The 25,710-nt window shown below is 65.6% G+C and carries 19 protein-coding genes; 7 read left to right on the top strand and 12 right to left on the bottom strand.

Annotation, left to right across the window (positions count from 1 at the left end):
- Window positions 1–18 precede the first annotated feature (18 nt).
- Together ACEWPL_RS09200 and ACEWPL_RS09195 are read right to left on the bottom strand one after the other, a co-directional pair.
- The gene (locus tag ACEWPL_RS09200; RefSeq protein ID WP_393931595.1) at window positions 19–753 is read right to left on the bottom strand and encodes a maleate cis-trans isomerase family protein; all 735 of its coding nucleotides are present in this window, start codon (window positions 751–753) and stop codon (window positions 19–21) included.
- Window positions 753–1,850: an anhydro-N-acetylmuramic acid kinase gene (locus tag ACEWPL_RS09195; protein WP_393931593.1), complete on the bottom strand. Its 1,098-nt coding sequence runs from the start codon at window positions 1,848–1,850 to the stop codon at window positions 753–755. Before ACEWPL_RS09195 ends, ACEWPL_RS09200 begins: the two co-directional genes overlap by 1 nt.
- A 63-nt stretch (window positions 1,851–1,913) precedes the next feature.
- On the opposite strand from ACEWPL_RS09195, the gene tyrS reads away from it, so the two are divergent.
- Window positions 1,914–3,164: a tyrosine--tRNA ligase gene (gene tyrS, locus ACEWPL_RS09190; protein WP_393931591.1), complete on the top strand. Its 1,251-nt coding sequence runs from the start codon at window positions 1,914–1,916 to the stop codon at window positions 3,162–3,164.
- Window positions 3,165–3,233: 69 nt separating this feature from the next.
- On the opposite strand, the gene aroB is transcribed toward tyrS, so the two are convergent.
- Entirely contained in the window at window positions 3,234–4,346 is a 1,113-nt protein-coding gene (gene aroB / locus ACEWPL_RS09185; RefSeq protein WP_393931589.1) for a 3-dehydroquinate synthase, read from the bottom strand.
- Window positions 4,343–4,921, bottom strand: coding sequence for a shikimate kinase (locus ACEWPL_RS09180; protein WP_393931587.1), 579 nt, complete (start codon window positions 4,919–4,921; stop codon window positions 4,343–4,345). Before ACEWPL_RS09180 ends, aroB begins: the two co-directional genes overlap by 4 nt.
- A 90-nt stretch (window positions 4,922–5,011) precedes the next feature.
- On the opposite strand from ACEWPL_RS09180, the gene ACEWPL_RS09175 reads away from it, so the two are divergent.
- The 4 genes from ACEWPL_RS09175 (at window position 5,012) to ACEWPL_RS09160 (ending at window position 9,074) form a co-directional block, all read left to right on the top strand.
- Window positions 5,012–5,161, top strand: coding sequence for a hypothetical protein (locus ACEWPL_RS09175; RefSeq protein WP_393931585.1), 150 nt, complete (start codon window positions 5,012–5,014; stop codon window positions 5,159–5,161).
- On the top strand, window positions 5,151–6,686 hold the full coding sequence (locus tag ACEWPL_RS09170) for a hypothetical protein (RefSeq protein WP_393931583.1): 1,536 nt from the start codon (window positions 5,151–5,153) through the stop codon (window positions 6,684–6,686). The genes ACEWPL_RS09175 and ACEWPL_RS09170 overlap by 11 nt, the downstream gene beginning before the upstream one ends.
- Complete coding sequence (locus ACEWPL_RS09165) at window positions 6,683–7,654, top strand: tyrosine recombinase (RefSeq protein WP_393931581.1); 972 nt, start codon at window positions 6,683–6,685, stop codon at window positions 7,652–7,654. The genes ACEWPL_RS09170 and ACEWPL_RS09165 overlap by 4 nt, the downstream gene beginning before the upstream one ends.
- 112 nt (window positions 7,655–7,766) lie before the next feature.
- A complete protein-coding gene (locus ACEWPL_RS09160) occupies window positions 7,767–9,074 on the top strand; it encodes an HlyC/CorC family transporter (RefSeq protein ID WP_393931579.1) in 1,308 nt (435 codons plus the stop codon).
- Window positions 9,075–9,085: 11 nt separating this feature from the next.
- Here the strand turns inward: ACEWPL_RS09160 and ACEWPL_RS09155 are convergent, their stop codons facing one another.
- The 3 genes from ACEWPL_RS09155 to ACEWPL_RS09145 form a co-directional block, all read right to left on the bottom strand.
- Window positions 9,086–10,570, bottom strand: coding sequence for an inorganic phosphate transporter (locus ACEWPL_RS09155; RefSeq protein ID WP_393931577.1), 1,485 nt, complete (start codon window positions 10,568–10,570; stop codon window positions 9,086–9,088).
- 93 nt (window positions 10,571–10,663) lie between these two features.
- Window positions 10,664–13,084, bottom strand: coding sequence for a GcvT family protein (locus ACEWPL_RS09150; RefSeq protein ID WP_393931575.1), 2,421 nt, complete (start codon window positions 13,082–13,084; stop codon window positions 10,664–10,666).
- A gap of 101 nt (window positions 13,085–13,185) precedes the next feature.
- Window positions 13,186–14,523 carry a DUF2254 domain-containing protein gene (locus tag ACEWPL_RS09145; RefSeq protein ID WP_393931573.1) on the bottom strand — a complete coding sequence of 446 codons (1,338 nt, stop codon included), beginning with the start codon at window positions 14,521–14,523 and terminating at the stop codon, window positions 13,186–13,188.
- A gap of 172 nt (window positions 14,524–14,695) precedes the next feature.
- Between ACEWPL_RS09145 and ACEWPL_RS09140 the strand changes: the two genes are divergently transcribed.
- Window positions 14,696–17,095: a GcvT family protein gene (locus tag ACEWPL_RS09140; RefSeq protein WP_393931571.1), complete on the top strand. Its 2,400-nt coding sequence runs from the start codon at window positions 14,696–14,698 to the stop codon at window positions 17,093–17,095.
- 52 nt (window positions 17,096–17,147) lie between these two features.
- Here the strand turns inward: ACEWPL_RS09140 and ACEWPL_RS09135 are convergent, their stop codons facing one another.
- From ACEWPL_RS09135 to ACEWPL_RS09125, 3 genes are all read right to left on the bottom strand, one after another.
- Complete coding sequence (locus ACEWPL_RS09135) at window positions 17,148–18,458, bottom strand: cytochrome P450 (protein WP_393931912.1); 1,311 nt, start codon at window positions 18,456–18,458, stop codon at window positions 17,148–17,150.
- A 53-nt stretch (window positions 18,459–18,511) separates the two neighbouring features.
- On the bottom strand, window positions 18,512–19,819 hold the full coding sequence (locus ACEWPL_RS09130; protein ID WP_393931569.1) for a hypothetical protein: 1,308 nt from the start codon (window positions 19,817–19,819) through the stop codon (window positions 18,512–18,514).
- A gap of 70 nt (window positions 19,820–19,889) precedes the next feature.
- The gene (locus tag ACEWPL_RS09125; RefSeq protein ID WP_393931567.1) at window positions 19,890–20,645 is read right to left on the bottom strand and encodes a cytochrome c biogenesis CcdA family protein; all 756 of its coding nucleotides are present in this window, start codon (window positions 20,643–20,645) and stop codon (window positions 19,890–19,892) included.
- 92 nt (window positions 20,646–20,737) lie between these two features.
- On the opposite strand from ACEWPL_RS09125, the gene ACEWPL_RS09120 reads away from it, so the two are divergent.
- Complete coding sequence (locus ACEWPL_RS09120) at window positions 20,738–20,971, top strand: sulfurtransferase TusA family protein (RefSeq protein ID WP_393931565.1); 234 nt, start codon at window positions 20,738–20,740, stop codon at window positions 20,969–20,971.
- 173 nt (window positions 20,972–21,144) lie between these two features.
- On the opposite strand, the gene ACEWPL_RS09115 is transcribed toward ACEWPL_RS09120, so the two are convergent.
- The gene (locus ACEWPL_RS09115) at window positions 21,145–23,940 is read right to left on the bottom strand and encodes an Rne/Rng family ribonuclease (protein ID WP_393931563.1); all 2,796 of its coding nucleotides are present in this window, start codon (window positions 23,938–23,940) and stop codon (window positions 21,145–21,147) included.
- A gap of 431 nt (window positions 23,941–24,371) precedes the next feature.
- Window positions 24,372–25,706, bottom strand: a complete 1,335-nt coding sequence (locus ACEWPL_RS09110) for a sigma-54-dependent transcriptional regulator (RefSeq protein WP_393931561.1) — start codon at window positions 25,704–25,706, stop codon at window positions 24,372–24,374.
- Between the last annotated feature and the right edge of the window lie 4 nt (window positions 25,707–25,710).

Here is a 25,710-nt window from a genome sequence, read left to right as displayed (position 1 = left end):
GGCAAAGCGACGGCCGCGCTAAAGCGAAAAGAGGCGGCCCGGCCCCCAGCCCTGCGCACCCGCCTTGCCAAGCCGCAGCATGTGCCAAAGAAGCGCCTGATTCGACGTGATCACCGGCAGGCCGGTCTGCGCCTCGACCTCGGCGATGATGGGAAATGTCTGCAAATTCGTGCAACTGGCAAAGAGCGCGCCGATCCCCGGCGTCTTGGCCGCCTCCAGCAGCGCCGCCCGGGTCGAGGCCGGATCGATACGGGCCACGCGCCTGTCATCGCTCTCGGCAAAGCTGACCTCATGCAGTGTCTCGATCCCGTTGACCGCGAGGAGCGCGCGCATCGGGGCGGTCACGCTGGCAACATAGGGCGTGACCATCCCGATGCTCTCTGCGCCCACCCGTGACAGCGCGGCGATCACAGCGCTGATCGGGTCGGTCACCGCCGTATCAGGATGCACCGTTTGCACCTGCGCGGCCACGCGCGCCTGCCCGATCACCGTCGCGCCCGATGTGCAGGCATAGCCGATCACATCCAGCCCCTGAGGCAGGAGGGCGGCGGCGACGGGCATCGCCGCATCCATCTGCGCCAGCGTATTGGGCGTGATCTGCGCCGCCACCGGGATGCGCGCATGAAGCAGTTGCACCTCGCGGCCCGCCAACATCTGCCGCGCCTCGAATTCCAGCGTCTCGTCGGTGGCGAGCACGATCAGGCCCAGCCGCGCGCCACCGCCCCCGGCACCATCGTTCAGGGCGTAGTCCATCACGCCTCTCCCGGCCTGCTGAGCGTGCCACCCGATACCGCCGCGCGCACGCCCGTCGTTGCCGCGCAGGAGGTCGGCAACCCCCGCGCCACGCGCACGGCCAGATAGCCAAAGGCCTGCGCCTCCAGCATGTCGCCATCGAGGCCGACATCTTCGACTGGCGCCACCTCGCAATCGAGGGCGGCACGCAGCATGTCCATCATCACCGGGTTGTGCCGTCCGCCACCGCAGACCAAGAGGCGCGCGGGCGGCTCGGGGCAATGCTCCATCCCGCGCAGCACGGCGGCGGCGGACATGGCCGTGAGCGTCGCGGCGGCATCGGCATCGGGCAGCTCCTCGACCAGATCGATCATGTCGGCAAAGGCGTCGCGGTCCAGCGATTTGGGCGGCATCTTCAGGAAATATCCCTCGTCGAGGAAAAGCTCCAGCGCGCCCTCGGCCACGGTGCCCGCCTTGGCCAGCCTGCCGCCCTCGTCATAGGGCACACCGCGCCGGGCCATCATCAAATCGTTGATCGGCGCATTGGCCGGCCCTGTGTCAAAGGCCACCAGCGCGCCGGCATCCTCGGGGCGGCGCACAGCGGGATCGGCCCATGTCAGGTTGCCCACACCGCCAAGATTGAGGAAGGCCACGGGCGCATCCGCACCAATATAACGCGCGCAGGCGTGGTGAAAAAACGGCGCCAGCGGCGCGCCCTGCCCGCCCAGGCGAACGTCTGCACTGCGAAAATCCCAAACCACCGGCAGGCCCAACGCCTCGGCCAGCGCCGCGCCATCGCCCAACTGATGCGTACCGCGCCCGCCCGGCTCATGCGCCAGCGTCTGGCCGTGAAAGCCGACGAGGGCCGCGTCAAGCCCGCTCAGCGCCTCGATATGTGCGTCCATCACGATCCGTTCGGCCGCATCCAGATCATCGCCCGGCCAGCGGCCCAGCGCGGCGCTCAGCACCGCCTGCTCGTCCTTGTTATAGGCGCGATAGCGGCTATCCCCGAAGCTGAAGATCGCCTCGCCATCGGTCTCGACAAGTGCGGCATCGACCCCGTCCAGCGACGTGCCCGACATCCCCCCCAGCGCCCACATCCGTTCGGCCTTCAACATGCTCTTTTCCTTTGCCCGATGCGCACCTATACATGCCGCGCAAAGCAATCCGGGACAAGCGCCATGACCTATCACCCCAAATCCGAATTCCTGAACGTCATGGTCTCGCGCGGCTATCTGGCCGACTGCACCGACATGCAGGGCCTGGACGAGCGGATGATGGCGGGCGTGACCCCCTGCTATATCGGATATGACGCCACGGCCAAGTCGCTTCATATCGGCCATCTGCTGAACATCATGATGCTGCGCTGGCTGCAAAAATGCGGGCACAAGCCAATCACCCTGATGGGCGGCGGCACGACCAAGGTGGGCGATCCCAGCTTTCGCGCGGATGAGCGGCCCTTGCTGACGAACGAGGTGATCGACGAGAACATCGCTGGGATGCAGCAGGTCTTTGCGCAATACCTGTCGTATGGTGAGGGCGCGACCGATGCCATCATGGTCAACAACGCCGAATGGCTCGATGGGCTCAACTACCTCGAATTTCTGCGTGATATCGGCCGGCATTTCTCGGTCAACCGGATGCTCTCGTTTGAATCCGTCAAGTCGCGCCTCGACCGCGAGCAGTCGCTGAGCTTTCTCGAATTCAACTACATGATCCTGCAAGCCTATGATTTCCTTGAGCTGAACCGCCGCTATGGCTGTGCGCTGCAAATGGGCGGATCGGACCAGTGGGGCAATATCGTCAACGGGATCGACCTGACGCGCCGCGTGATCGAGGGGCATGTCTTTGGCCTGACCTCGCCGCTCTTGACCACCTCGGACGGCAAGAAGATGGGCAAATCCGAAGGCGGGGCCGTCTGGCTGAATGGCGATATGTGCAGCCCCTACACGTTCTGGCAATTCTGGCGCAACACGACCGATGCCGATAGCGGACGCTTCCTGAAGCTTTACACCGAGCTGCCATTGGACGAATGCGAGCGTCTGGGCGCGCTGGGTGGCTCCGAGATCAACGAGGCCAAGGTGATTTTGGCCAATGAAGTCACAGGGCTACTGCACGGTGTTGAAGCGGCACAGGCCGCCGAGGCGACGGCGCGCGAGGTCTTCGAGAAAGGCGGCGTCGGGGACGATCTGCCGACGCTGGTTCTGGAGCCTTCTGAGGCGGCGGAGGGCGTGTCGATCGTACAGCTGATCGTGCGCACAGGGCTGGCCAAGTCCGGCAAGGACGCCAAACGCCTGATCGCCGAGAGCGGCGCGCGGATGAACGATGCGCCGCTCGAGGATGCTGGGCTGATGATTGGCGCCGCGGACCTGGCCCAGCCGATCAAGCTGAGCGCGGGCAAGAAGCGTCATGCGCTGGTGAAGCTGGGCTGAATTACTGGCTCCGGCGCCTGTTTCGGGCGCCGGGATTTGAGTATTTTTACCAAGATGAAACCAGGGCGCTCAACGGGTGGCGAGCGCGTCTTGCAACACTGACAGGACGGTATCCGGTGGCACATCCGAGGTGACGAAAGCCTCGCCGATATCGCGCGCGAGAATGAAATGCAGACGTCCGGCCTGCACCTTCTTATCCTGCGCCATCAGATCAAGGAGCGCCTGCGCGTCCGGCAAATCCCCATGGATATCAGCCAGATCCACCTTCATCTTCATCTGGCGAAGATGGGCGCGCACGCGGCTGGGTGCTTCTTGCGGGCAGAGGCCGAGCCGGGCCGACAACTCGAACGCGAGCGCGCAGCCGATGGCGACGCCCTCGCCGTGGAGCAGGCGATCCGAATAGCCGGTGGCGGCTTCGAGCGCGTGGCAGAAGGTATGACCGAGGTTCAGCAGCGCGCGGTCGCCCTGCTCGATCTCGTCGCGGGCGACAATATCGGCCTTCATCTGGACCGAGCGCGAAACGGCGTGAATGCGCGCCTCCATGTCGCCGGCGGCCATCACGGGGGCGTTTTGTTCCAGCCACTCGAAAAAGGCGGCATCGCCAAGCAGGCCATACTTCACGACCTCGCCATAACCGGCGAGGAAGTCACGGGACTTCAGCGTTGCCAGCAGGTCCGTGTCGGCCAGAACGAGGCTGGGCTGGTGAAAGGCGCCGATCAGGTTTTTCCCCTTGGCCGAGTTGATCCCCGTCTTGCCCCCGACCGAGCTGTCGACCTGTGCCAGAAGGCTGGTCGGGATCTGCACAAAACGCACGCCGCGCCGCAGGATCGCCGCCGCAAACCCCACCAGATCGCCGATCACGCCGCCGCCGAGGGCGATCACGACATCGTTCCGCTCGACCTGCGCGGCCAGCAGCCATTCCGTGGTGCGCTCCAGTTGCGCCCAGCATTTCGTGGCCTCGCCGGGTGGCAGTGCCAGCGCCGTCATCTCGATGCCCGCCTCGCCCAGCCCGGCGCGCAGCGCGTCCAGATGCAGCGCGCCGACAGCCTCATCAGTGACGACCGCGACGCGCGGGCGGCGCAGCAAAGGCCCGATCAGCGCGCCCGAGCGCGCGAGCAGGCCGGGGCCGACGTGGACGTCATAGGCGCGCTCGCCAAGGGGGACATGGACGATATGGCTCATTCGGATTCCAGTATTCCGGGGCGGGCGGCAAGCGCCTCGATCACGCGGGTGGTCATTGTTTCGATCGTATAGCCGGGGCGGCTGACAACCTCGATATCGGCCTGGGCGTAGATGGGCACGCGAGCCTCGTAGAGACTGCGCAGCGTCGCGTAGGGATCGGGCGTGCGCAGCAGCGGGCGCGTATCCTTGTTCTTGACCCGATTCCAGAGCAGCCCCAGATCGGCGTTCAGCCAAACCGACACGCCCTTTTGCGCAATGATCTCGCGGTTGCGCGGCTGCAGGAAGGCGCCGCCCCCGGTGCTGAGGATGCTGCGCTCGCCCGAGAGCAGGCGGTCGATGACTTCCGTCTCGCGGCAGCGAAAGAAGGCCTCGCCATCGCGTTCGAAAATCTCGGAGATGCTCATTGCCGCGGCTGTCTCGATCTCGGCATCAGAATCGCGGAACGGGACGCCAAGCCGCGCCGCCAGCGCCTTGCCCACCGCCGTTTTGCCCGCGCCCATCATGCCCACCAGAACCACTGTCCGGCTCAAGGTTGACGGCCCTTTGCCTGCCACTGTCGGCACTCCCCCGCCCATTTGCAACAATCCGTGACTGAATGACGTGATCTTGCCCGAAAGGCCAGTTATAAGTTGGGCAAAACGGATCGAACCGCAGGCAGGCATATCGTGTTCAGACTTATCAAGTGGTTGTTTTATCTCGCCATCCTGGGCTTCATCGCCTTGGTGGGATACGCCTATCTGGGCCCGTTCTTTGGCGCGGATTTCACGCCCGAAGCGACCGAGATTCGTCAGGACATCCTGCTAGATGCACAGTAGCCCCGGACGCGCTGCCGCGATTGCGCTGGCGCTGCTGCCCGGCGCGGGACTGGCGCAAGAGACCGCGCCGCCGCTCTCGGCGATCGACTGGCTGAACCAGCCGGGCGCGGCGCAATCGACGCCGGGCCGCCCGATCAGCGAGCCGCCCGTCGCCGGCGAGGTCAATATCCCCAGCGTCGAGACGACCCCCCTTGCCGATGCGACCAGCGGCGCTGTGGGCCTTCTGCCGCCCTCAGTCACGGGCCTGCCCGCCACGCTCTGGGCGCAGAGCGGCGCCGAAGACCTGACCGCCCTCTGGCAGAGTGCGACGCAACAGCCACCGCCGGCGATCATGGCCCTATATCATTCGCTTCTGCTGGCCGAGGCCGAGCCGCCGCATGGGCGCGAGAGCGCGTATCTGCGCACGCGTGTTGACATGCTGCGCCGTTTTGGTGCTGTCGAACCAGCCATGGAACTGCTGGCCCGCGCCGGACCCGAAACACCGGGGATATTCCCCGCCTGGTTCGATCTGGCCCTGCTGGCGGGTTCCGAGACGGAAGCCTGCACCGCGCTCCAGGCATCGCCAGGATTGATGGCGGGCGACGCCGCCCGCATCTATTGCGCGGCGCTGACCGGCGATTGGGCGACGGCCGCGCTTATGTATGACACGGGCGCTGCCCTCGGCACGATCAAGGGTAGCGAAAGTGCCCTGCTGGCGCAGTTTCTTGACCCCGAGTTGGCCGAAGAGGCTCCCGTCCCGGTACCCAGCAGCGCACCCTCGCCTCTGGAATTTCGCCTGTTCGACGGGATCGGCTCCCCGCTGCCGACGCGCGGGCTTCCGCTGGCCTTTGCGATGTCGGACCTGCGCGGCACCATCGGCTGGAAGGCCGAGATTGAGGCCGCCGAACGCCTGACGCGCGCGGGCGCCCTGGCGCCGAACCGGCTCATGGGGCTTTACACGCGGCAGGATGCCTCGGCCTCGGGCGGGGTCTGGGACCGGGTGAGTGCCATTCAGGAGCTCGAAACCGCCCTTGCAGCTGGCAATGCCGCGCGCATCGGAACGGCGCTGGAAAACGCCTGGGACCAGATGCGTAGCGAGGGGCTGGAAGTGCCCTTTGCCGAGCTTTTCGCCGAGCGTGTCAGGGACGCGGAGCTTCCCGATCGGCTGCACGCGCTGGCGTTTCAGATGGCGCTTCTGACGCCCGATTACGAAGCGGCGACGGAACGCGTCCCGGACGGGCGTGCCATGACGTTCCTCGCCGGTCTGGCCCGGGGCCGCCCCGATGCGGCGCTGGCCGAAAGCCCCGCAGAGAGCATGATCGCCGCCGCCTTTGGCCAGCCTCCCGAGGCCGCGCCAGAACACGCCTATCTGATCCGGCAAGGCAAGCTGGGCGAGGCGATCCTGTCGGCCGCGCTGCAATTCGACCGCGCCGATGGCGATCCCGGCGAAATGGCAAGCGCCCTGCGCACGTTGCGGGCTGTCGGCCTTGAGGATGCGGCCCGGCGCGCCGCGTTGCAGGCGCTCATCCTTGGAACGCCCGCATGAGCACTGCGGGCCAATGGTGCGCCGCCTTTCTCGAGGCGCAGGCCGCCGAACAGGGCGCGGCGCGCAACACGCTTGAGGCCTATGCCCGCGATCTGTCGGATTTCACCGGCTGGCTGACGCATGAGGACCTTGCCCCCGATACCGCCAGCCAGGCGGATATCGAGCGCTACCTTGTCGGACTGGAGGCGCAGGGGCTGGCAAAATCCACCCGCGCGCGTCGGCTCTCGGCGGTAAAACAGCTCTACCGTTTTGCCTTCGAGGACCGGCTGCGCGCCGACAATCCCGCGATGCGGATCAAGGGGCCGGGCCGCGACGCGCGCCTGCCCAAGACGCTGAGCGAGGATGAGGTCGACCGCCTTCTGGAGGCCGCCCGCACCGCCGGGCGGAGCGCGCGCGATCGCTGCCGCAACATCTGCCTGATGGAACTCCTCTACGCCACCGGGATGCGCGTGACCGAGCTTGTCTCGCTGCCCGTTGCGGCGGCGCGCGGCAATCCGCAGATGCTGATGATCCGCGGCAAGGGCGGCAAGGAGCGGATGGTGCCCCTGTCGCCGCCCGCCCGCGCCGCGTTGCAGGAGTGGCTTGCCATGCTGGACGCGCAGGCCGAGCGGGACCGCGCCAAGGGCAAACCGCCCTCACCCTATCTCTTTGCCTCGTCGGGCAAATCGGGGCATCTGACCCGGCATCGCTTCTACGCACTGATCAAGGAATTGGCGGTTGAGGCCGGCGTCAGCCCCGCGGACGTGACACCGCATACGCTGCGCCACGCCTTCGCGACGCATCTGCTGGCCAACGGGGCGGACCTCATGGCGATCCAGGCCCTTCTGGGCCACGCCGATGTCGCCACGACCGAGATTTATACCCACGTCCTTGACGCGCGCCTCTCGGCCCTGGTGCTGGAGCATCACCCCCTCTCCGACGCGGCCGCGCGCAAATCTTCGGCAAGTGCCGTTTCGGACGGCGAGTAGCGCGGGCCGGGCGGCACCTTTGCACGTTCATTGAGCAGGGCCGCCCATGATCCCTTGATCGTGGGCGCGGCAAACCCCATAACCCCTGTGGCATAAAAGGACAAAGGCCCCAATGGACGAGATGACCCTCACTTTCGACGCCGCTTTCTGGATCACCTCGGCGGCGATCCTGCTGCTTTTGGTCATGTCGGGGCTGTTCTCGGGCAGTGAAACCGCCCTGACCGCCGCCTCGCGGGGCAAGCTGCGCGCCCGCGCCGACAAGGGCGACAAGGGCGCGGAGCGCGCGCTGAGTATCACCGAGGATAATGAGCGACTGATTGGCAGTGTCCTTCTGGGCAACAATCTGGTCAATATCCTTGCCACGTCGCTGGCCACCGCCCTTTTCACCCGGCTTTTCGGGGAATCGGGCGTGGCCTTGGCGACGCTGGTGATGACGCTGCTTGTGCTGATCTTTGCCGAGGTTCTGCCCAAGACCTATGCCATCACCAATGCCGAGGTGGCCGCCAGCCGCGTTGCGCCCGGCATCACACTCGTCATTCGCATCTTCTCGCCCGTCGTGTCCGCTGTCCGGGTGCTGGTGCGGCTGATCCTGCGCCTCGTCGGCGTCAAGACGGACCCTGATGGCCAGATCCTAGCCGTGCGCGAGGAGATCGCGGGCGCGCTCTATCTCGGCCATTCCGAGGGCGTGGTCGAGAAGGAGGATCGGGACCGCATCCTGGGCGCGCTCGATCTGGGCGAGAGGGCCGTCGAAGAGATCATGCGCCACCGCAGCCAGATCGAGATGATCGACGCGGGGCTCGAGCCCGTCGCCATTCTGGACCAGTGCCTCAAATCGCCCCATACCCGCTTGCCCGTCTACCGCGGCGATCCCGACAACATCATCGGCATCGTCCATGCCAAGGACCTTTTGCGCGCCATGCACAAGCTGGCGCTTGGCGATGGCGGCAGCACCGATGCCTGGCGCGCCTTCGATATCACCTCCGTAGTGATGAAACCCTACTTCGTGCCCGAGACGACGACGCTCGACGACCAGATGCGCCAGTTTCTGCGGATGCGCACGCATTTCGCGCTGGTGGTGGATGAATACGGCTCGCTTCAAGGTCTGATCACGCTTGAGGATATTCTCGAGGAGATCGTGGGCGAGATCACCGACGAATTCGACGCCGATGCCGAGCATCCCATTCGCCGCAGCGAAGACGGCCAATACCTGGTGGACGGCGCCATGACGATCCGCGATCTGAACCGCGCGACTGACTGGTCTCTGCCCGATGACGCCGCCAACACCATCGCGGGCCTCGTGATCCACGAGGCGCAGATGATCCCCAAAGCGCATCAGGTGTTCAGCTTCCACGGCTTCCGCTTTGAAGTCATGGCGCGCAAGGACAACCGCATCACGCGGCTCAAGATCGGCAAGCTCTAGGCGGCGCGCGCCTAGCCGACGGCGGCGTTGATCAGCAGAAAGATGCTGCCCGACAGGATCGCGGCGGCAGGCACCGTGATGATCCAGGCCGCGATGATCGTCATGAAATGCGAGCGGCGCACCAGCTTGCGGCGGCGCCGTTCTTCGGGGCCAAAGGCGGTGCGGTCCGGCATGGAAAGGCGCGCATTACGCATCCGCCGCTCGGCATCCCATTCGCGGAAGAATCCGACGCCAAAGACGCCCCCCACCGCGATATGGGTCGAGCTGACGGGCAGGCCCAGCCAGCTGGCGATGATCACGGTGATTGCCGCCGACAGTGCCACGCAATAGGCGCGCATCGGGTTCAGCTTGGTGATCTGGCTGCCGACCATGCGGATCAGCTTGGGGCCAAACAGAAAGAGGCCAAAGGAAATGCCGAAGGCGCCGATCACCATCACCCAGAACGGCAGGCTGACGGCATCGGTAAAGCTGCCCGATTGCGAGGCCTGAACGATGGCCGCCAGCGGGCCAACCGCATTGGCCACGTCATTGGCCCCATGCGCAAAGCTGAGCAGCGCCGCCGAGGCGACCAGCGGAATGCCGAACAGAACCTTGAGCGATTTGTTCCGGTTCTCCAGCCCCCTCGACTGGCGGCGCGTCACCGGGATCATCATCAGCCAGGCCGGAATACCGATCCCGGCCCCGATCAACAGCGCCAGCGGAAGGGTAACATCCAGGACCTGTTTCAGGCCCTTGAGCGAAAGGTAGGTGGCAAAGGCTCCTGCCATGATCCCGACCAGGATCGGCACCCAAACGCGCGCCGCCGCGATCTTGTCGTCGCGGTAGATGATGCGCGACTTGATCAGCCACAGGAATCCGGCGGCCACCGCGCCGCCCATGATGGGCGAGATCACCCAACTGGCGGCGATGGCGCCCATCGTCGGCCAGTTGACGGCGGCGAAGCCCGCCGCCGCGATGCCCGCACCCATCACGCCGCCCACCACCGAATGCGTGGTCGAGACCGGCGCGCCGATCCATGTGGCCAGGTTGACCCACAATGCGGCCGAAAGGAGCGCCGCCATCATCGCCCAGATAAAGATCGAGGCGGTGCCCATGCTCTCGGGCGCGATGATGCCCTTGGCGATGGTCGAGACCACGTCGCCCCCGGCCAGAAGCGCCCCTGCGCTTTCGAAGATCACGGCAATGGCGATCGCGCCGCCCATGGTCAGGGCATTGGCGCCCACCGCCGGCCCCATGTTGTTGGCGACGTCATTGGCGCCGATATTCAGCGCCATATAGGCGCCAAGGCAGGTTGCGATCACGACAATGGCGGCATTGCTGGTCTGCCCAAGGAACAGCATCGCCACAATGCCCGCCATCAGGATAAAGACCAGCGCGATGCCGGGGCCGACCATGGGCCGCGAGATATAGCTCGTCGCGACTTCGAGGTTGGAGTATCTCGCCAGATCGCGATCCAGCGTATCGAGATGGCGCGGGTCGCCCTGTTCGTCGTTCATATCTGTCATCCCCTTGGCTGGCTGCGACGAGTAGCGCCACAAGGGCGGCAATGGCAACCCGTTCAAGCGAAATCGCGGCGGAAAAGGCGGGGATCAGGCCCGGAGCCGCGTCCCTTCGGGGTCGAATGGCGGCCTGGCAAGGATCACGGCGCGGTGCGGACGTCCCAGCAGCATGACCTCGACGGCATCGCCGGGCTTGGCGCCTTTCACATAGCCTTGTGCGAGGCTCATCCCGACCGAGTAGCCGTAGCTGCCCGAGGTGACGCGCCCGATCCCTTTGCCATCCTTGAAGATCGGCTCGCCCCCGGTCGCATCGGCGTTCGAGGCATTGGTGTCTTCCTCGTTCAGGTGCAGCAAAACCAGCGCCTCGCGCGGCTCTTTCTCCATGTTGGCGGCGGCCGCCTCCTTGTGCAGGAAATCCTTCTCCATCTTGCACAGGCCCGACAGCCCCACTTCCTGCGGCCAATATTCGGGGCTGTATTCGCGCCCCCAGCTGCCATAGCCCTTTTCGATCCGCAGGCTCATCAAAGCGCGGCTGCCCACAGGGCCCGCACCGATGTCGCGGCCCGCCGCGACAAGTGCGGTGTAAAGCTGCACCTGATCCTCGGTGGCACAGTGCAGTTCCCAGCCCAGATCGCCGGTAAAGCTGACGCGCAGCGCGAGGCAGCGCACACCGCCCAGCTCGATCCAAGCCGAGCGCATGAAGGGGAAATCCTCCGCTTCCAGCGAGGCGTTGGTCATCCGCGCCAGCATCTCGCGCGATTTCGGTCCGGCCACGTTGAAGCCGCACATCGCCTCGGTCAGGCTCTCGAAGACCGTCCCGTCGGGCAGCGGCACCATACCCCAGAACCGCATGTGATAGCGCTCGGCCATTCCCGATCCGATGATGTGGAATTCGTCCTCGCCCGTGCGCGTGACTGTGAAATCGCCAGCGATACCGCCCCTCACCGAGATGAGCGGCGTCAGGCAGGAGCGGCCCACCGCCTTGGGCATGGTGTTGGCAAAAACCGCGTTCAGCCAGTCCTCGGCCCCTGCCCCCTTGCAGCGATACTTGGCGAAATTCGAGATGTCGATGATGCCTGCCGCCTCGCGCAGCATGCGGCATTCTTTACCGACCGGCGCCCACCAGTTCTGACGGGTGAAGCCCTTGGTGTCCTCCACGCCGGGCTGATCCGCGAACCACAAGGGATGCTCCCAGCCGTAGTTGAGGCCGAAGACGGCGCCCATCTCTTTCTGCATATCGTAGGCGGGCCGTACGCGGCAGGGCCGGCCCGCGCTGCGCTCCTCGTAGGGGAAGTGGATGGCAAAGCGGTTGGCATATTGGTCGCGCACCTTGCTCTTGGTAAAAGCCTTGTCCGCCCAGTCCCCGAAGCGGGCCATGTCCCAGGCAAACATGTCGTAGCGCATCTCGCCCTCCACGATCCAGTCGGCCACCATGAGGCCCATGCCCGCCGATTGGCTGAAGCCGGGGATGATGCCGTTGCAGCAGAAATAGCCGCGTCGCTCGGGCACCGGCCCGAGGATCACGTTGGAATCGGGCGACCAGATCATCGGGCCGTTGATGACCCGCTTGATCCCCGCCTCGCCGACGGCGGGCACGCGCTCGATCGCGCGCATCATGTTGTCCTCGATCCGGTCCAGATCATCCGCGAACAGCTCATGCGCGAAGTCGAGCGGCGTGCCCTCTTCGGCCCAGAAGCGCATGTCCTTCTCATAGGCGCCGATCAGCAGGCCCTTGCCCTCCTGGCGCAGGTAATATTCGCCATCGCGGTCCGCGACCGACGGGAGGCGCCGGTCCAGCCCGGCGATCTCTGCGATGGTCTCGGTCACGAAATACTGATGCTCGGTCGGCTGCAGCGGCAAGGTGATGCCTGCAAGCGCCGCGACCTCGCGGCCCCAGAGACCGGCGGCATTGATGACCCAGGGCGTCGCGATATTGCCCTTGGGCGTCTCGACGATCCAGGTGCCATCGGGTTGCTGCACCGTCGCCATGACGGGCGTGAAGCGGTGGATCTCGGCCCCCGCCGCGCGCGCGCCGGCGGCATAGGCGGCGGTGACCCCCGAGGGATCGACATTGCCGCCATCAGGCTCCCACATGATGCAGCGGATGCCGTCGAAATTGACCAGCGGATGCAGGCGCTCGGCCTCGGCGCGGCTGATCTCGTGGAAATTCATGCCATAGAGCTTCGCCTTGGCCGCTTGCAGGCGCAGCTGATGCTCGCGCGCCTCGGTCTGCGCGAGGTAGAGCGAGCCCGGCTGAAAAACTCCGCAGCTTTGCCCTGTCTCGGCCTCGAGCCGATTGTAGAGCGTCATGGTGTAATGCTGCAGGCGGCTGATATTGGCGCTGTCATGCAGGCCGTGGATATTGGCCGCCGCGTGCCATGTCGAGCCGCTGGTCAACTCGTCCCGCTCCAAAAGGACGACATCGGTCCAGCCCAGTTTCGTCAGGTGATAGAGGATTGAGCATCCGATGACGCCGCCGCCGATCACGACGGCCTGTGCGTGGGTTTTCATGGGCGCTGCTCCTGACCTGCGATTCGCGCCCAACTTGGCGCGCATGAGGACCGGCCGATTGCCTTGCCGCGACTGCGGATGTCGCCGTGAGGCAACCCTGCTCAGGTTTCGGTCACCCGCAGGCGCAACCGCTCGCTGACGCTGTTCAGCAGGCGGGCGCGATCCGGCTCGAAATCCATCGACTGCAGCGCGCGGCGCAGGGCAAGTTCGGCAAAGTCGAAGGCCGCGTTGCGCAGCCCCTCGTCCGGGTGGCGCATCAGCCCGGCCAGCGTCGCCTGTAGGCGATGTTGCACCTCGTATATCTGCGCGCCGTCACGGGTGAGCGCCCCAAAGCCGTCGTCCAGAAGCTCATCCGGCGAAAGCGGCGGCACCCAGAGGCGATCCAGTTCGGGGCCGGTGCCTTCCTTGTCGGGATCCTCCTCACCATCCTCATGCGCCTCGCGCCGCGTGTCGGTGCTGGAATAGCTCGACAGGATGCGCCCCACGCGGGTGATGACGTCGATGGCCGTGCCCGGATCGTTGATGCCGGGCGACAGCGCCTTCGACGCGATCTCGCCCATGACCACGAGGCCAAAACGCGGGTCCTGATCATAGTCGCGCAGATCCTCGACATTGACATGGCCCAGCACCAGCGATTCGAACTCCTCGCGATCGTCGTCGGCCACCTCGCCTTCGACCCAGACCAGCGGCTCGTGCAGGAAGACGAAATAGCCGATGGGGCGCGGCAGGTAGAGCGTGACCTCGTAGCGCTCGGCGACGGCATTCAGCCCTTCGGGATAGATATGCTGGATATACCCGCTTTGATCCGACTCGATGGGCCGCGCCGCCTCGGGCACCTCTTCGGTCAGCGGATTGGCCCCGAGGCAGGGCGTGCGCAGCCGCTCCTGAAAGCGCTCCTTGGTGATCTCCTCCACCTGCCGCGTGGTATGCAGAAGGCTGCCGAAGGTTTGCAAATGCAGCACCCAGCGGATGAGCGACCAGATCACCCATGCCAGCACCAGCACCGTCAGCCAGAACAGCACCAGCGCGTGATCGTCGCCGAAAATCCCCATTTCCCGCAGGATGATGGCGACCAGCGCGTAGACATAGGCGCCGATGAAGGCGGCCAGCGTCTTTTGCGTGACGCTGTCCTTCATGATCAGGCGGTGCACGCGCGGTGTCCATTGCGACGCCGAGCTGCGATAGACCGACACCATGACCGTCATGGAAAAGATTGTGACCGACAGCATCGCCGACGCGATGATGTCCAGCAGGCGGTCTGCCGACGCGCCCGACATACTGGAGGACAGATCTTCGGGGATGAAGAGTTCGATCAGCTGGGTGACGCCCAGCGACAGCACCGACAGAAGGCCCATCGCCAGCACCCGCACCCAGAGTTTCTGGGCGTAGTTGCGCGCCTTGCGCCAGAGCGTCGCCGGGATCAGGAGAATATTGTTCATATCTGCCAATACCCCGCCTGCGGCCGCGGTTCCAGTCCTACGCAGCCTGGGGCGCCACCCTTGCCCGCGCCGCCCGGCGGGATTGCCCGATCCCGACAGATGATGTCGCAAGCGTGCATGCGGCGCGCGGGGCCGCACGCGCATGCTGAACCCAAGCGAGGGGAGTGACCTGATGAAAACCACAGCTCGGGCCGTGATCATTGGCGGCGGCGTCGTCGGATGCAGCGTTCTTTACCACCTGACGCGGGCGGGCTGGACCGACGTGATGCTGATCGAGCGGTCCGAACTGACATCCGGCAGCACGTGGCACGCGGCAGGCGGATTTCATACCCTGAACGGCGATACCAATATGGCCGCGTTGCAGGGCTATACCATCCGCCTCTACAAGGAACTGGAAGAGATCACCGGCATGTCCTGCGGCCTGCACCATGTGGGGGGCGTGACCCTGGCCGACAATCAGGACCGTTTCGACATGCTGCAAGCCGAGCGGGCCAAGCATCGCTACATGGGTCTCGACACCCATATCGTGACACCCGAAGAGATCGCGAAAATCGCGCCGGTAACGAATACCCAGGGTATTCTCGGCGGTCTATACGATCCGCTCGACGGGCATCTGGACCCGTCGGGCACCACCCACGCCTATGCCAAGGCCGCGCGCATGGGCGGCGCCGCGATCGAGACACATTGCATGGTGCGTGAGACGCGCCAGCGCCCCGACGGCACATGGGATGTCGTCACCGACAAGGGCAGTATCCATGCCGAGCATGTGGTGAACGCGGGCGGCCTATGGGCGCGCGAGGTAGGCGCGATGGCGGGCGTCTACATGCCGCTGCACCCGATGGAGCACCAGTATATCGTCACCGACGACGTGCCTGAGATCGTCGAGCGCGATACCGAGCACCCCCATGTCATGGACCCCGCCGGGGAGTCGTATCTGAGGCAGGAGGGCCGCGGCCTCTGCATCGGCTTCTACGAGCAGCCCTGCAAGCCCTGGGCGGTGGATGGCACGCCCTGGGATTTCGGGCATGAGCTGTTGCCCGATAACCTCGACAAAATCGAGGACAGCATCGAATTCGCCTATCGACGCTTTCCGGCGCTTGGCCGCGCAGGCGTCAAATCGGTGATCCACGGGCCCTTCACCTTCGCCCCCGATGGCAACCCGCTGGTCGGCCCGGTGCCGGGAATGCGCGGCTATTGGTCGGCCTGCGGCGTCATGGCGGGGTTCTCCCAAGGCGGCGGGGTTGGCCTGATGCTGGCCCAGTGGATGACCGAGGGCGAATGCGAGCGCGATGTCTCTGCGATGGACGTGGCACGATTTGGCGACTGGATCACGCCCGGCTATACCCGCCCCAAGGTGATCGAGAATTACCAGAAGCGCTTTTCCGTCAGCTACCCCAACGAGGAGCTGCCCGCCGCCCGCCCCTGCCGCACCACACCGATGTATGACATTTTCGACGGCCTCGGCGCGGTCTGGGGCGCGCAATACGGGCTGGAGGTGGCCAATTACTTCGCCGAGGGCGATGAGCCGCGATACGAAACGCCCAGCTTCCGCCGCTCGAACGCCTTTGCCGCGACAGCGCGCGAGGTTGCCACCGTACGCGGCGGCGTCGGCATCAACGAGTTGCAGAATTTCGGCAAATACCTGGTGACGGGGCCGAATGCACGCGCTTGGCTTGACCGGATCATGGCGGGCCGCATCCCGGCGCCGGGCCGGATGAGCCTCACGCCGATGCTCTCGCCCAAGGGGCGCCTGCTGGGCGATTTCACCGTCTCATGCCTCTCGGACGAGGCGTTCCAACTGACCGCCTCCTACGGCGCGCAGGCGATCCACATGCGCTGGTTCCAGCAGCACGAGCGCGACGGGGTGCATGTGGAGAATGTCAGCGACCGCCTGACCGGCTTTCAGATCGCGGGACCGAAGGCGCGCGAGGTGCTGATGGCCGCCAGCCGCGATCCCTTGGGCGACATGCGGTTCATGGATTTGCGCCACGGTACCGTCGGCATGGCCGACTGTCTGATCCAGCGCGTCAGCTACACGGGCGATCTGGGCTACGAGATATACTGCGACCCCATGGCCCAGCGTAGCCTGTGGCAAACGCTGCGCGACGCGGGCGCACCGTACGACATGCGCCCCTTCGGGATGCGCGCGATGATGTCCCTGCGCCTCGACAAGTTCTTCGGCGCATGGGGCTCGGAATTCTCGCCCGATTACACGCCGGGCGAGACAGGGATGGACCGGTTCATTCACTGGGCCAAGGAGACGGATTTCATCGGCCGCGCCGCCGCCGAGGCCGAAAAGGCTGAGGGCGCGGAGCGCCAGCTGGTCGCCTTCGCGGTGGAGGCGCAGGATGCCGACGCGCATGGGTACGAGCCGATCTGGCTGGACGGCGAGGTGCGCGGCTTTGTCACCTCGGGCGGCTATTCACACCATGCGGGCCAGTCCGTTGCCTTGGGGCTGATCCCACGGGGCGCGGAGGGCACGGCGCAGATCGAAATTCTCGGACAGATATGCGACGCCACCCGCCTTACCCAGCCGCTCTTCGATGCGGATGGCGCGCGGATGCGGGGGTAGCCAAAAGCCTTGCAAGGCTTTTGCCAAGACTATTTCCAATAGTCTTGGCGCCCTACCCGCGCGGCGTGATCCTCAGCCAGATACCATCCTTGCCGCGCACCGTCAGATGCGCGACCGGCATGGCGGGGCGCTCGGGCACCGCATCGAACCGATAGGCGCGCACCAGCATCGCCAGCAGCAAAACGCCTTCGATCATCGCAAATCCCGCGCCGGGGCAGACGCGCTGCCCGGCGGAGAAGGGGATGAACGCCTCGCGCAGGCATTTGCGGCCCTCTTCGGTGGCATATCGCGCAGGGTCGAATGCATCGGGCGCGCTCCAGATCCGCTCGTGCCGGTGCAGGTGCCATGGGCTGAGCACAATTTGGCTGCCGGGGGCAATGGCGCGGTCGCGAAAGGTCTCGGGGCAGCGCGCTTCGCGCACCATCATCGGCACGGGCGGGTAGAGGCGCAGGGTCTCGCGGAAAACGTCGCGTGTCTGTGCGAGCTTGGACATATCCGAGAATTCGGGCGCGCCGGTGCCGAACGCCGCCTCCGCCTCGGCCGCCACCCTCTCCTGCCACTCTGGGTAGAGTGCCAGAAGGTAGAGCGCCCAGCCAAGCGCGGAGGCACTTGTTTCATGCCCGGCGAGGAAAAAGATGGCGACCTGGTCGACCATCTCCTCGGTGTCAAAGCGCTCGCCCGTCTCGGGGTCCGCTGTCGTGATGATCTTCGTCGCCAGATCTTCGGGCGCGGTGCCGGCGCTGATTTCAGCCATCCGGGCCGCCGTCAGCTGCCGGATGAGGCCGCGTATCACGCCAGCGGTCCGGCGCGTCGCACGATTATGCGGGCGCGGCATCCATTTGGGCAGCGGGATCAGCGCGGCAAGGTTGACGACCGGCTGCGTGCGCTGATGGGCGCGGAATTCGTCGAATACGCGGGCGGCCACCGCGTTCTCGATGGGAATGGAGAACAGCGTGCGAAAGATCACGTCGGCGGCAACATGGCTTGCCTCTCCCTCGATATCGCGGGGGATGCCATCGGCCAGCGCGCCAATGCGGCGAACCGCGCTATTCCCGGCTTCCAGCATCGCCGGAAAGACATGGCGCAGGCGCCCGCCCTCGAAGGCCGGGTCGATGATGCGGCGCTGGCGTTTCCACACCTCGCCATTGGTGACAAAGACCGAATTGCCGAGGAGTGGCGTCAGCCCCTCGCGCACGCGGTTCGATTTGGGGAAATCATCGGGCCGCCCCTTCAGTACCAGCTCGACAAGATCAGGCTGGTTGCAGAGATAGGAGCGGAAAAACGGCGTGCGAAACTCGGCCATCCAGGCGCGGTAGAGGCGCGCGGGCTGGGCCGAGAGGATATCAGCCCGGAAAAGGCGCATGTACCGCCACAGCGAGACGCGATCAGGCCGCGCCGGGGGTTTTGGCGGCAGGCTCACGCAGCGGCATCCGCCGATAGGGATGTGTATTTGTTGACCGGCGCCTCGATCCTGCTGGCCGAAGGCGCGCGGCCCGCATAGCGCGCACCGAGGGTTTGCGGCCCGGCCGTGATGCGGAAATAGTCATAATCTCCGGGGCGGTCGAAGGCGCAGAGATACTGGAAATGCAGGCGAAAGAACTTCCAGCGCAGCTCGCGCCAGCGCATCGGGCTGAGGGTCTGGCTGAAGGCCGCCGAAATCACCAGCGGCCAGCGGCGGCGCGGCGGCGCGACGCCCGAGACGGCCACCGGATCGCAAAGCGCGAAGGCGCAGCCATCCCCCGGCGCGGTCACGTCCACCCATGTCAGCGCGCGCGACGTACTGAGATAGGCCAGATCCGCGCGCAGGCGGTGGGCACCCGGTAGAAAGGATACCATCGGCACGACCTGCCCCAGAGACAGAAAGGACAGCGCGGGACCATCCTCGGGCACGCGGCCCGCGCGGATCAGATCGGCCAGGATCGACACGCCAAGATGCGCGCCCGAGGAATGGCCAACGACCAGAACCTCGTCCACGTCGCTGGTGAGGGCCGCGGCGATTTCATCCCCGAACTCGGCCATGCGCGCCTCAAGCGGGGGCGGATTGGCGCCGCCGTGACGCGCCGAATATGCGTAGTCATGCATGAGGTAATAGGCGTAGAACCTGCCATCCTTGCGCTTGAACCAGCTGAGCACGCCCCAGGCAACGAGTCCCATTGCAATGTAGTGGACCAGATCGAACACAACCATGCGGGCGGCAAAGGCCGTGCCTTCTGCCCCGAGTGGGATCTGGGCCGCCATAAGGGCCAGGCCCTGCCTCGCCCAATGACCCAGCATGACCGCGATCCCGAGCTGTACCAGAAGGAAGCCCACGGGGTAGAGAGCGGCAATCACCGGCCCCTTGCGCAGCCTCATCAGCCGCCAGAGCGCGCCGCTGCCGATATAGGCCCAGGCGGTGCGGAAAAGCTGGAGATAGGTGGCGGGGATCGTGTGGCTCATCGAGGCGCGCACGATGTCGGACCAGACCAGCACATCGACCTCGGCAGTGACGTCGCGGCCCTCCATATGACCCGTCATGCTCCAGCCATAGCGCCCGCCGGGCCGGGCTGCGCGCGCGCGCAGCCTCAGATCATAACCCGAAATGGCGGCCTGATCGGCGCCCTCCTTGCGGTAGAGCTCGCGGTAGCGGCGCGGGTGGATCGGATCGTAGCCGGGGATGTAGAAGACGCGCCGCCGCGCGACGGGCAACGCGGTGCCATCGGCTTGGGGTCTGTGCGAAATGCTCATGTGCGGATCGTCCGGATCTGGCCTTTGCGCCATGCTAGGCCATCAACGGGGCAAGAGTAAGACCGCGCGCCTATCCCAGGGCCGCCAGCGCCGGGAATGTCTCGAGCAGCCAGAAGGCGAAGGCCGAGAAGCCGCCGGTGACCATCATCAGGCCGATCGTCCACAAAAGCAGGCCCATGATCCGCTCGATCCGCGCCATGTGACGCTTCATCCAGCCCATGACGCCCGTGAGGCGCGGCAGGAAGGCCGCAACGAGGATGAAAGGCACGCCGAGCCCGATCGCGTAGACCGCCAGCAGCGCTGTGCCGCGCGCCACCGAAGCCTCGCCCGCCGCAAGGCTGAGAATCGCGCCCAGCTGCGGGCCGATGCAGGGCGTCCAGCCGAATGCGAAGGCAAGGCCGAGGATATAGGCGCCGAATGCACTGCCGCCGCGGTCGCCCGCATCCATGCGCATCTCGCGGTCGAGAAACCCGATGCGGATGATGCCGAGGAAATGCAGGCCAAAGATCATCACCAGAACGCCCGCGATACTGCTGAGCGTCGATTGGTATTGCAGAAAGGCCAGCCCCAGCGCCGAGGCGGCAGCGCCCAGAAGCAGGAAGATGGTCGAGAGGCCAAGGACAAAGAAGAGCGCAGGCACGATGGCCCGGCGGCGGTTTGCGCCCCCCTCCTGCGTCAGGTCGGGCAGGGTCACCCCGCTCATATAGGCCAGGTAGGGCGGCACGATGGGCAGCACGCAGGGGCTGAGGAAGGACAGCGTCCCGGCCAGCAGCGCCACGATCATCGCGGGGATGAGGCCCGCGTCCATAATTTCTATTCCGAACATGGGGCTGGCTTAGCGCATCGCCGCAGCGGCGTCACGCGGCACCTTGTCACAAGTTTGTGGACAGCCGAGCGGCGGCGCGGCACAAGGGCCGCATGGAAGAGATCGATGCCATCGGCCTGCTGTGCCCCCTGCCCGTCCTCAAGCTGCGCAAGCGCCTGTCAGGCATTGATGCGGGAGACGAGATTTGCCTGCTCTGCGACGACCCGGCGGCGGCGGTGGACGTGCCGCATTTCTGCGCCGAGGCGGGGCATGGATTGGTCTCGGTTGAAGAGCGCGGCACGTCCATCGCCTATGTCGTGCGCAAGGGGCAAGGCGCGGGCCGATAGGGCAGCGCGCACCGGCGGCTGGCGCGGATTTGGCTGAGCGTCGGCCCATTTGAGTATTTTCACCAAGATGAAGCAGGGCGGCCCGCGGTGACACGAGGAGCGGTCCAATAGCTAAAGGCGCGACCGATATGGCCGCGCCTTTTGGTGTTCTTGGGAATGTGCCGTGCTGCGGGTCAGCGGCCCAGAGACCACCAGCCTTTGCGCTTGGGCTTGGCCGGCTCTTCGCCCGACTGCTCGGGCGCGGGCGCCGGCTTGGCCTGAGCGACCGGCTCGGGCTTGGGCTCAGGCTGCGGCGCAGGCGTCGGCTCATCCGCCGTGACCGGGGCCGCTTCGGCCTCGGGCGCAGGCGCGGGCGGCGCCGCCACTTCGGGTGCCACATCGGCGACCGGCTGCGCGGGAGCCTCGTCAGTCTTCTTGGCGCGCGGCTTGCGGGCACGCTTGGGTTTGGGCGCGTCCTCAGCCTTGGTCGTTAGCGCAGCGTCCTCTGCGGCCGCGTCAGCGATGTCGGCCTTCTTGGCGCGGGGGGCGCGGGTGCGTTTGGGCTTTGCGGCGGGTTCCTCGGACATCTCGGGTTTGTCTGCCGTCTCTGTCGGCTCGGACGCTTCCGCACCCTCTTCTGACTTGCCGGCGGATTTCGAGCTGCGGCTGCGCGAGCGGGACCGGCTGCTGCTCTTCGCGGGTTTGCTTTCCGCTTCGGCCTCGGCAGTCACCTCGGCACTGTCGGCATCCTCATCGGCGCCATTTTCGTCGGTGTCATTGTCGCCGTTGCCATTGTCGCCATCCTCGCGCGAGCGCGAGGATTTGCTCCGGCGCCGACGGCGACGGCGCTTCTTGGGCTTGCCGTCCTCGTCCTCGCCATTGCTGTCATCACCGTTGCGACGGCTTTGCTGACGGGTGTCCGTCTCATCCTCGTCCTCGTCCGAAGGCAGCTCATCAGGATCCGCCTCGGTCTCGCTGTCGATATCATCCATCAGCGAGCTGTCGACCGATACCACGCGCGTCACCTGTTCGGGCACGGCGCGGGTGGCCGTCTTGAACTTCTCGAGCGCGAAATCTGGGCTGATCAGCGACGGATCCCCTTCGATCCGGACCGAGAGACCATAGCGCACCTCGATCTGGGCGATATGCTCGCGCTTCTGGTTCATCAGGAAGTTGGCGATGCCCACCGGCGCGCGTACCAGCACCTCGAGCGAGCGGCCTTTGGTGCCCTCCTCCTCGATCTGGCGCAGGATGTTGAGCGCGAGGTTGTCGTCCGAGCGGATGAGGCCGGTGCCGTGGCAGGACGGGCACGGCTGTGTCGTCGCCTCGATCATGCCGGGGCGCAGGCGCTGGCGCGACATCTCCATCAGGCCGAAGCCCGAGATGCGGCTGACCTGAATGCGCGCGCGGTCGGTCTTGAGCTTGTCCTTCATGCGCTTCTCGACGGCGGCGTTGTTCTTGCGCTCGTCCATGTCGATGAAGTCGATCACGATGAGGCCAGCCAGATCGCGCAAGCGCAGCTGGCGGGCAACCTCTTCGGCGGCCTCGAGGTTGGTCTTGAGCGCGGTCTCCTCGATCGAGCCTTCCTTGGTGGCGCGGCCGGAGTTCACATCAACCGCGACAAGCGCCTCCGTCACGCCGATCACGATATAGCCGCCGGATTTCAGCTGCACCGTCGGGTTGAACATCGAGTTGAGATAGCTCTCGACCTGGAAGCGCGCGAAGAGCGGCATCGTGTCGACGTAATGCTTCACGTTCTTGGCGTGGGACGGCATGATCATCTTCATGAAGTCCTTGGCGATGCGGTAGCCGCGATCGCCCTCGACCAGAACCTCGTCGATATCGCGATTGTAGAGGTCGCGGATCGAGCGTTTGATCAGGTCGCCCTCTTCATAGATCTTGGCGGGCGCGATGGATTTCAGCGTCAGCTCGCGGATCTGCTCCCACATGCGCTGGAGATACTCGTAGTCGCGCTTGATTTCGGACTTGGTCCGTTTCGCGCCGGCGGTGCGCACGATGAGGCCCGCGCCCTTGGGCACGTCGATCTCGGTCGCGATCTCCTTCAGCTTCTTGCGGTCTACGGCGTTGGTGATCTTGCGCGAGATGCCGCCACCGCGCGCGGTGTTGGGCATCAGGACGCAATAGCGGCCCGCCAAGCTAAGATACGTGGTCAGCGCCGCGCCCTTGTTGCCGCGCTCTTCCTTCACGACCTGGACCAGCAGGATCTGGCGGACCTTGATGACTTCCTGGATCTTGTATTTGCGCGGACGCGGCTTGCGCGGCGGACGGATGTCCTCCTGGCTGTCCTCATCGGCGACGATCTCGATATCGTCATCCTTGTCGGCGGCATCGTCGATGCTGTCATCCGAGTCGTCGCCCTTGCGCGAGCGGCGCGTGCGGGACGAGCGGCGCGATTTGCGCGGGGCATCCTCATCCGAAGCGTCCTGGTTCGCATCGCCATCGTCGCTGGCGCCCTCGCCGGACTCGCCATTCGGCTCTTCGACGGGGGTTTCGGACACGCGGTCCATGGGGGACGAGCCTTCCTCGTCCTCGCTGAAGTCGATCGTCTCCATGCCAGAAACATCGGTGCTGGTGACCGCGTCGCCATCATCGGCGCGGGCCGCCTTGGACCGGCTGCGCCCACCGCGAGAGCGGCTCTTGGGTTTGGCGCGCTCTTCTTCCTCGGCCTCCTGGGCGGCGGCATAGGCGCGCTCTTCCTCCATCAGCGCCTCGCGGTCGGCGACGGGGATCTGGTAGTAATCAGGGTGGATTTCCGAGAACGCGAGGAAGCCGTGACGGTTTCCGCCGTAGTCGATGAAGGCCGCCTGAAGCGACGGCTCGACCCGGGTGACTTTCGCTAGATAGATGTTTCCGGCGAGTTGCCGTTTATTCTCGGATTCGAAATCAAATTCTTCGACTTTGTTTCCGTCGACCACCACAACGCGCGTTTCCTCGGCGTGGGTGGCATCGATAAGCATTTTCTTGGCCATGTTGTCCGTTCGCATCCGGGCACGCGCACCTGCCCCGGTGGGGCGGCGTCGTGCAGGGGATGTCTGATTGTGGCGAAGTCAGGCGCGCAAGCGAGGGCGCCATGCTGGCCCCCCGGCGGAATGTGATCCTGTGTTGCGCGCGTCATCGCGTTTCTTCTCCGGCGCCGTTTGGGGCGCCCATGATGTATCCGAAGCGGTCCCGAGGGATTGTCCGGCGTTAATGCGGCCCCTTGCAAAAAGGGCCTGATCGGTCTGCGCCAACATGCCGGCCTTGTGTGCCATGGCAGTGTCGGGCGCAGCGAAACTCAAAAGGAAGGGCGCGGCGTTTTGCGCGCACTCCATCCCCACACCCTAAAGCGCGGAGGGGTTCAATGACAATGGGCAAAATGTCCGGGGGCAAAATGGGCGCCGCTGCCGGCGCCCCCGGGGTCCTATAGGTAATCGGAGCGTTGCAGCGCGTATTTCGCCATCTTTTCATTCAGCGTGCGGCGCGGCAGGCAAAGCTCGTCCATGACGGCGGCGATGCTGCCCTTGTGGCGGCGCATGGTGTTGTCGATCAGCATCCGCTCGAACGCCTCGACATACTCCTTGAGCGGCTTGCCCTCGGTCGTCATCACCGGCTGCATGTCCTGATGATCGTTCATCAGCAGTGACACGATGGTGCCCGAGCCGCGCCGCGATTGCAGCACCGCCCGCTCGGCCACGTTGAAAAGCTGGCGCACATTGCCCGGCCACGGCGCCTGCAAGAGCTGCGCCGCCTCCTGCGCGCTGACCTGCGGCGCATCGCAGCCGTAGTCATCCGCGAACTGATCGGTAAAGCGGGTGAAGAGCGTCAAGATATCCTCGCCGCGCTGGCGCAGCGGCGGCACTGTGATCCTGAGGGCCGCGAGCCGATAGAACAGGTCCGGGCGCAGCGCATCCTCGGATGTCTTGCCCTCGTCCTGAAGGTTCGAGATGGCGACGACGCGCGTCTCGGGCGGTGTGCCCTCCTCGTTGGCCCATGTGAGCAGGCGGGCCTGCAGGCTGTCGCTGAGCGCCTCAATGTCCTCCAAGACCAGCGTGCCGCCGCGCGCCTCCTCAACCGCCGGCAGGCGGCTGTCCTCGGGGTTCATCGGGCCGAAAAGGCGTTTCGCCAGTTGGTCCTGCTCATACGCCGCGCAGGAGACCAGCACGAATTTCTTGCCTGCCCGCGCGCCGACAGCGTGCAGGGCGTGGGCCACCAAAGTCTTGCCGGTGCCCGTTTCGCCGTCGATCAGGACGTGGCCGTCAGCCTGCCCCAGATCCAGGATATCCTCCTTGAGCCGCTCCATCACCGGGGAGGAGCCGACCAGCTTCTTCATCAACTGCCCGCCATCCGACAGCTCGCGGCGCAGGGCGCGGTTGTCCAGTGTGAGGCGGCGCGAATGGGTCGCCTTCTTGGCCAGCTCGGTCATCCGGTCGGGGTTGAACGGCTTTTCCAGGAAATCATAGGCGCCGACGCGCATCGCCTCGACGGCCATCGGCACGTCGCCATGCCCGGTGATCATTATGACCGGCAGGGTGCTGTCGGTACCCATCAGCTTTTTGAGGAACTGCATCCCGTCCATGCCGGGCATGCGGATATCGGTCACCACGATGCCGGGATAATCCGGCCCCAGCGCCTTCAGCGCATCCTCGGCGCAGGCAAATGTCTCGGTATCGTAGCCTGACAGCGCCAGCCACTGGCTGATTGATTGGCGCATATCCTTTTCATCGTCGACAATCGCAATCTTCATCGCATTGGGCATTCTA

The organism is Roseovarius roseus, assembly GCF_043355935.2.
Classification (GTDB): domain Bacteria; phylum Pseudomonadota; class Alphaproteobacteria; order Rhodobacterales; family Rhodobacteraceae; genus Roseovarius; species Roseovarius roseus.
Note: the sequence above shows the minus strand (reverse complement) of the source record. Positions and strands in the feature narration are given on the sequence as shown.

Bases quoted from the DNA above. Each gene is read 5' to 3' on its own strand.
- ACEWPL_RS09195 (WP_393931593.1), bottom strand. From the start codon at position 1,850: ATGTTGAAGGCCGAACGGATGTGGGCGCTGGGGGGGATGTCGGGCACG.
- ACEWPL_RS09125 (WP_393931567.1), bottom strand. From the start codon at position 20,645: ATGTTCGGAATAGAAATTATGGACGCGGGCCTCATCCCCGCGATGATC.
- ACEWPL_RS09145 (WP_393931573.1), bottom strand. From the start codon at position 14,523: ATGAACAATATTCTCCTGATCCCGGCGACGCTCTGGCGCAAGGCGCGC.
- ACEWPL_RS09140 (WP_393931571.1), top strand. From the start codon at position 14,696: ATGAAAACCACAGCTCGGGCCGTGATCATTGGCGGCGGCGTCGTCGGA.
- ACEWPL_RS09115 (WP_393931563.1), bottom strand. From the start codon at position 23,940: ATGGCCAAGAAAATGCTTATCGATGCCACCCACGCCGAGGAAACGCGC.
- ACEWPL_RS09110 (WP_393931561.1), bottom strand. From the start codon at position 25,706: ATGCCCAATGCGATGAAGATTGCGATTGTCGACGATGAAAAGGATATG.
- ACEWPL_RS09120 (WP_393931565.1), top strand. From the start codon at position 20,738: ATGGAAGAGATCGATGCCATCGGCCTGCTGTGCCCCCTGCCCGTCCTC.
- ACEWPL_RS09170 (WP_393931583.1), top strand. From the start codon at position 5,151: ATGCACAGTAGCCCCGGACGCGCTGCCGCGATTGCGCTGGCGCTGCTG.
- ACEWPL_RS09135 (WP_393931912.1), bottom strand. From the start codon at position 18,458: ATGCGCCTTTTCCGGGCTGATATCCTCTCGGCCCAGCCCGCGCGCCTC.
- ACEWPL_RS09130 (WP_393931569.1), bottom strand. From the start codon at position 19,819: ATGAGCATTTCGCACAGACCCCAAGCCGATGGCACCGCGTTGCCCGTC.
- ACEWPL_RS09150 (WP_393931575.1), bottom strand. From the start codon at position 13,084: ATGAAAACCCACGCACAGGCCGTCGTGATCGGCGGCGGCGTCATCGGA.
- tyrS (WP_393931591.1), top strand. From the start codon at position 1,914: ATGACCTATCACCCCAAATCCGAATTCCTGAACGTCATGGTCTCGCGC.
- ACEWPL_RS09155 (WP_393931577.1), bottom strand. From the start codon at position 10,570: ATGAACGACGAACAGGGCGACCCGCGCCATCTCGATACGCTGGATCGC.
- ACEWPL_RS09180 (WP_393931587.1), bottom strand. From the start codon at position 4,921: ATGGGCGGGGGAGTGCCGACAGTGGCAGGCAAAGGGCCGTCAACCTTG.
- ACEWPL_RS09200 (WP_393931595.1), bottom strand. From the start codon at position 753: ATGGACTACGCCCTGAACGATGGTGCCGGGGGCGGTGGCGCGCGGCTG.
- ACEWPL_RS09165 (WP_393931581.1), top strand. From the start codon at position 6,683: ATGAGCACTGCGGGCCAATGGTGCGCCGCCTTTCTCGAGGCGCAGGCC.
- ACEWPL_RS09160 (WP_393931579.1), top strand. From the start codon at position 7,767: ATGGACGAGATGACCCTCACTTTCGACGCCGCTTTCTGGATCACCTCG.
- aroB (WP_393931589.1), bottom strand. From the start codon at position 4,346: ATGAGCCATATCGTCCATGTCCCCCTTGGCGAGCGCGCCTATGACGTC.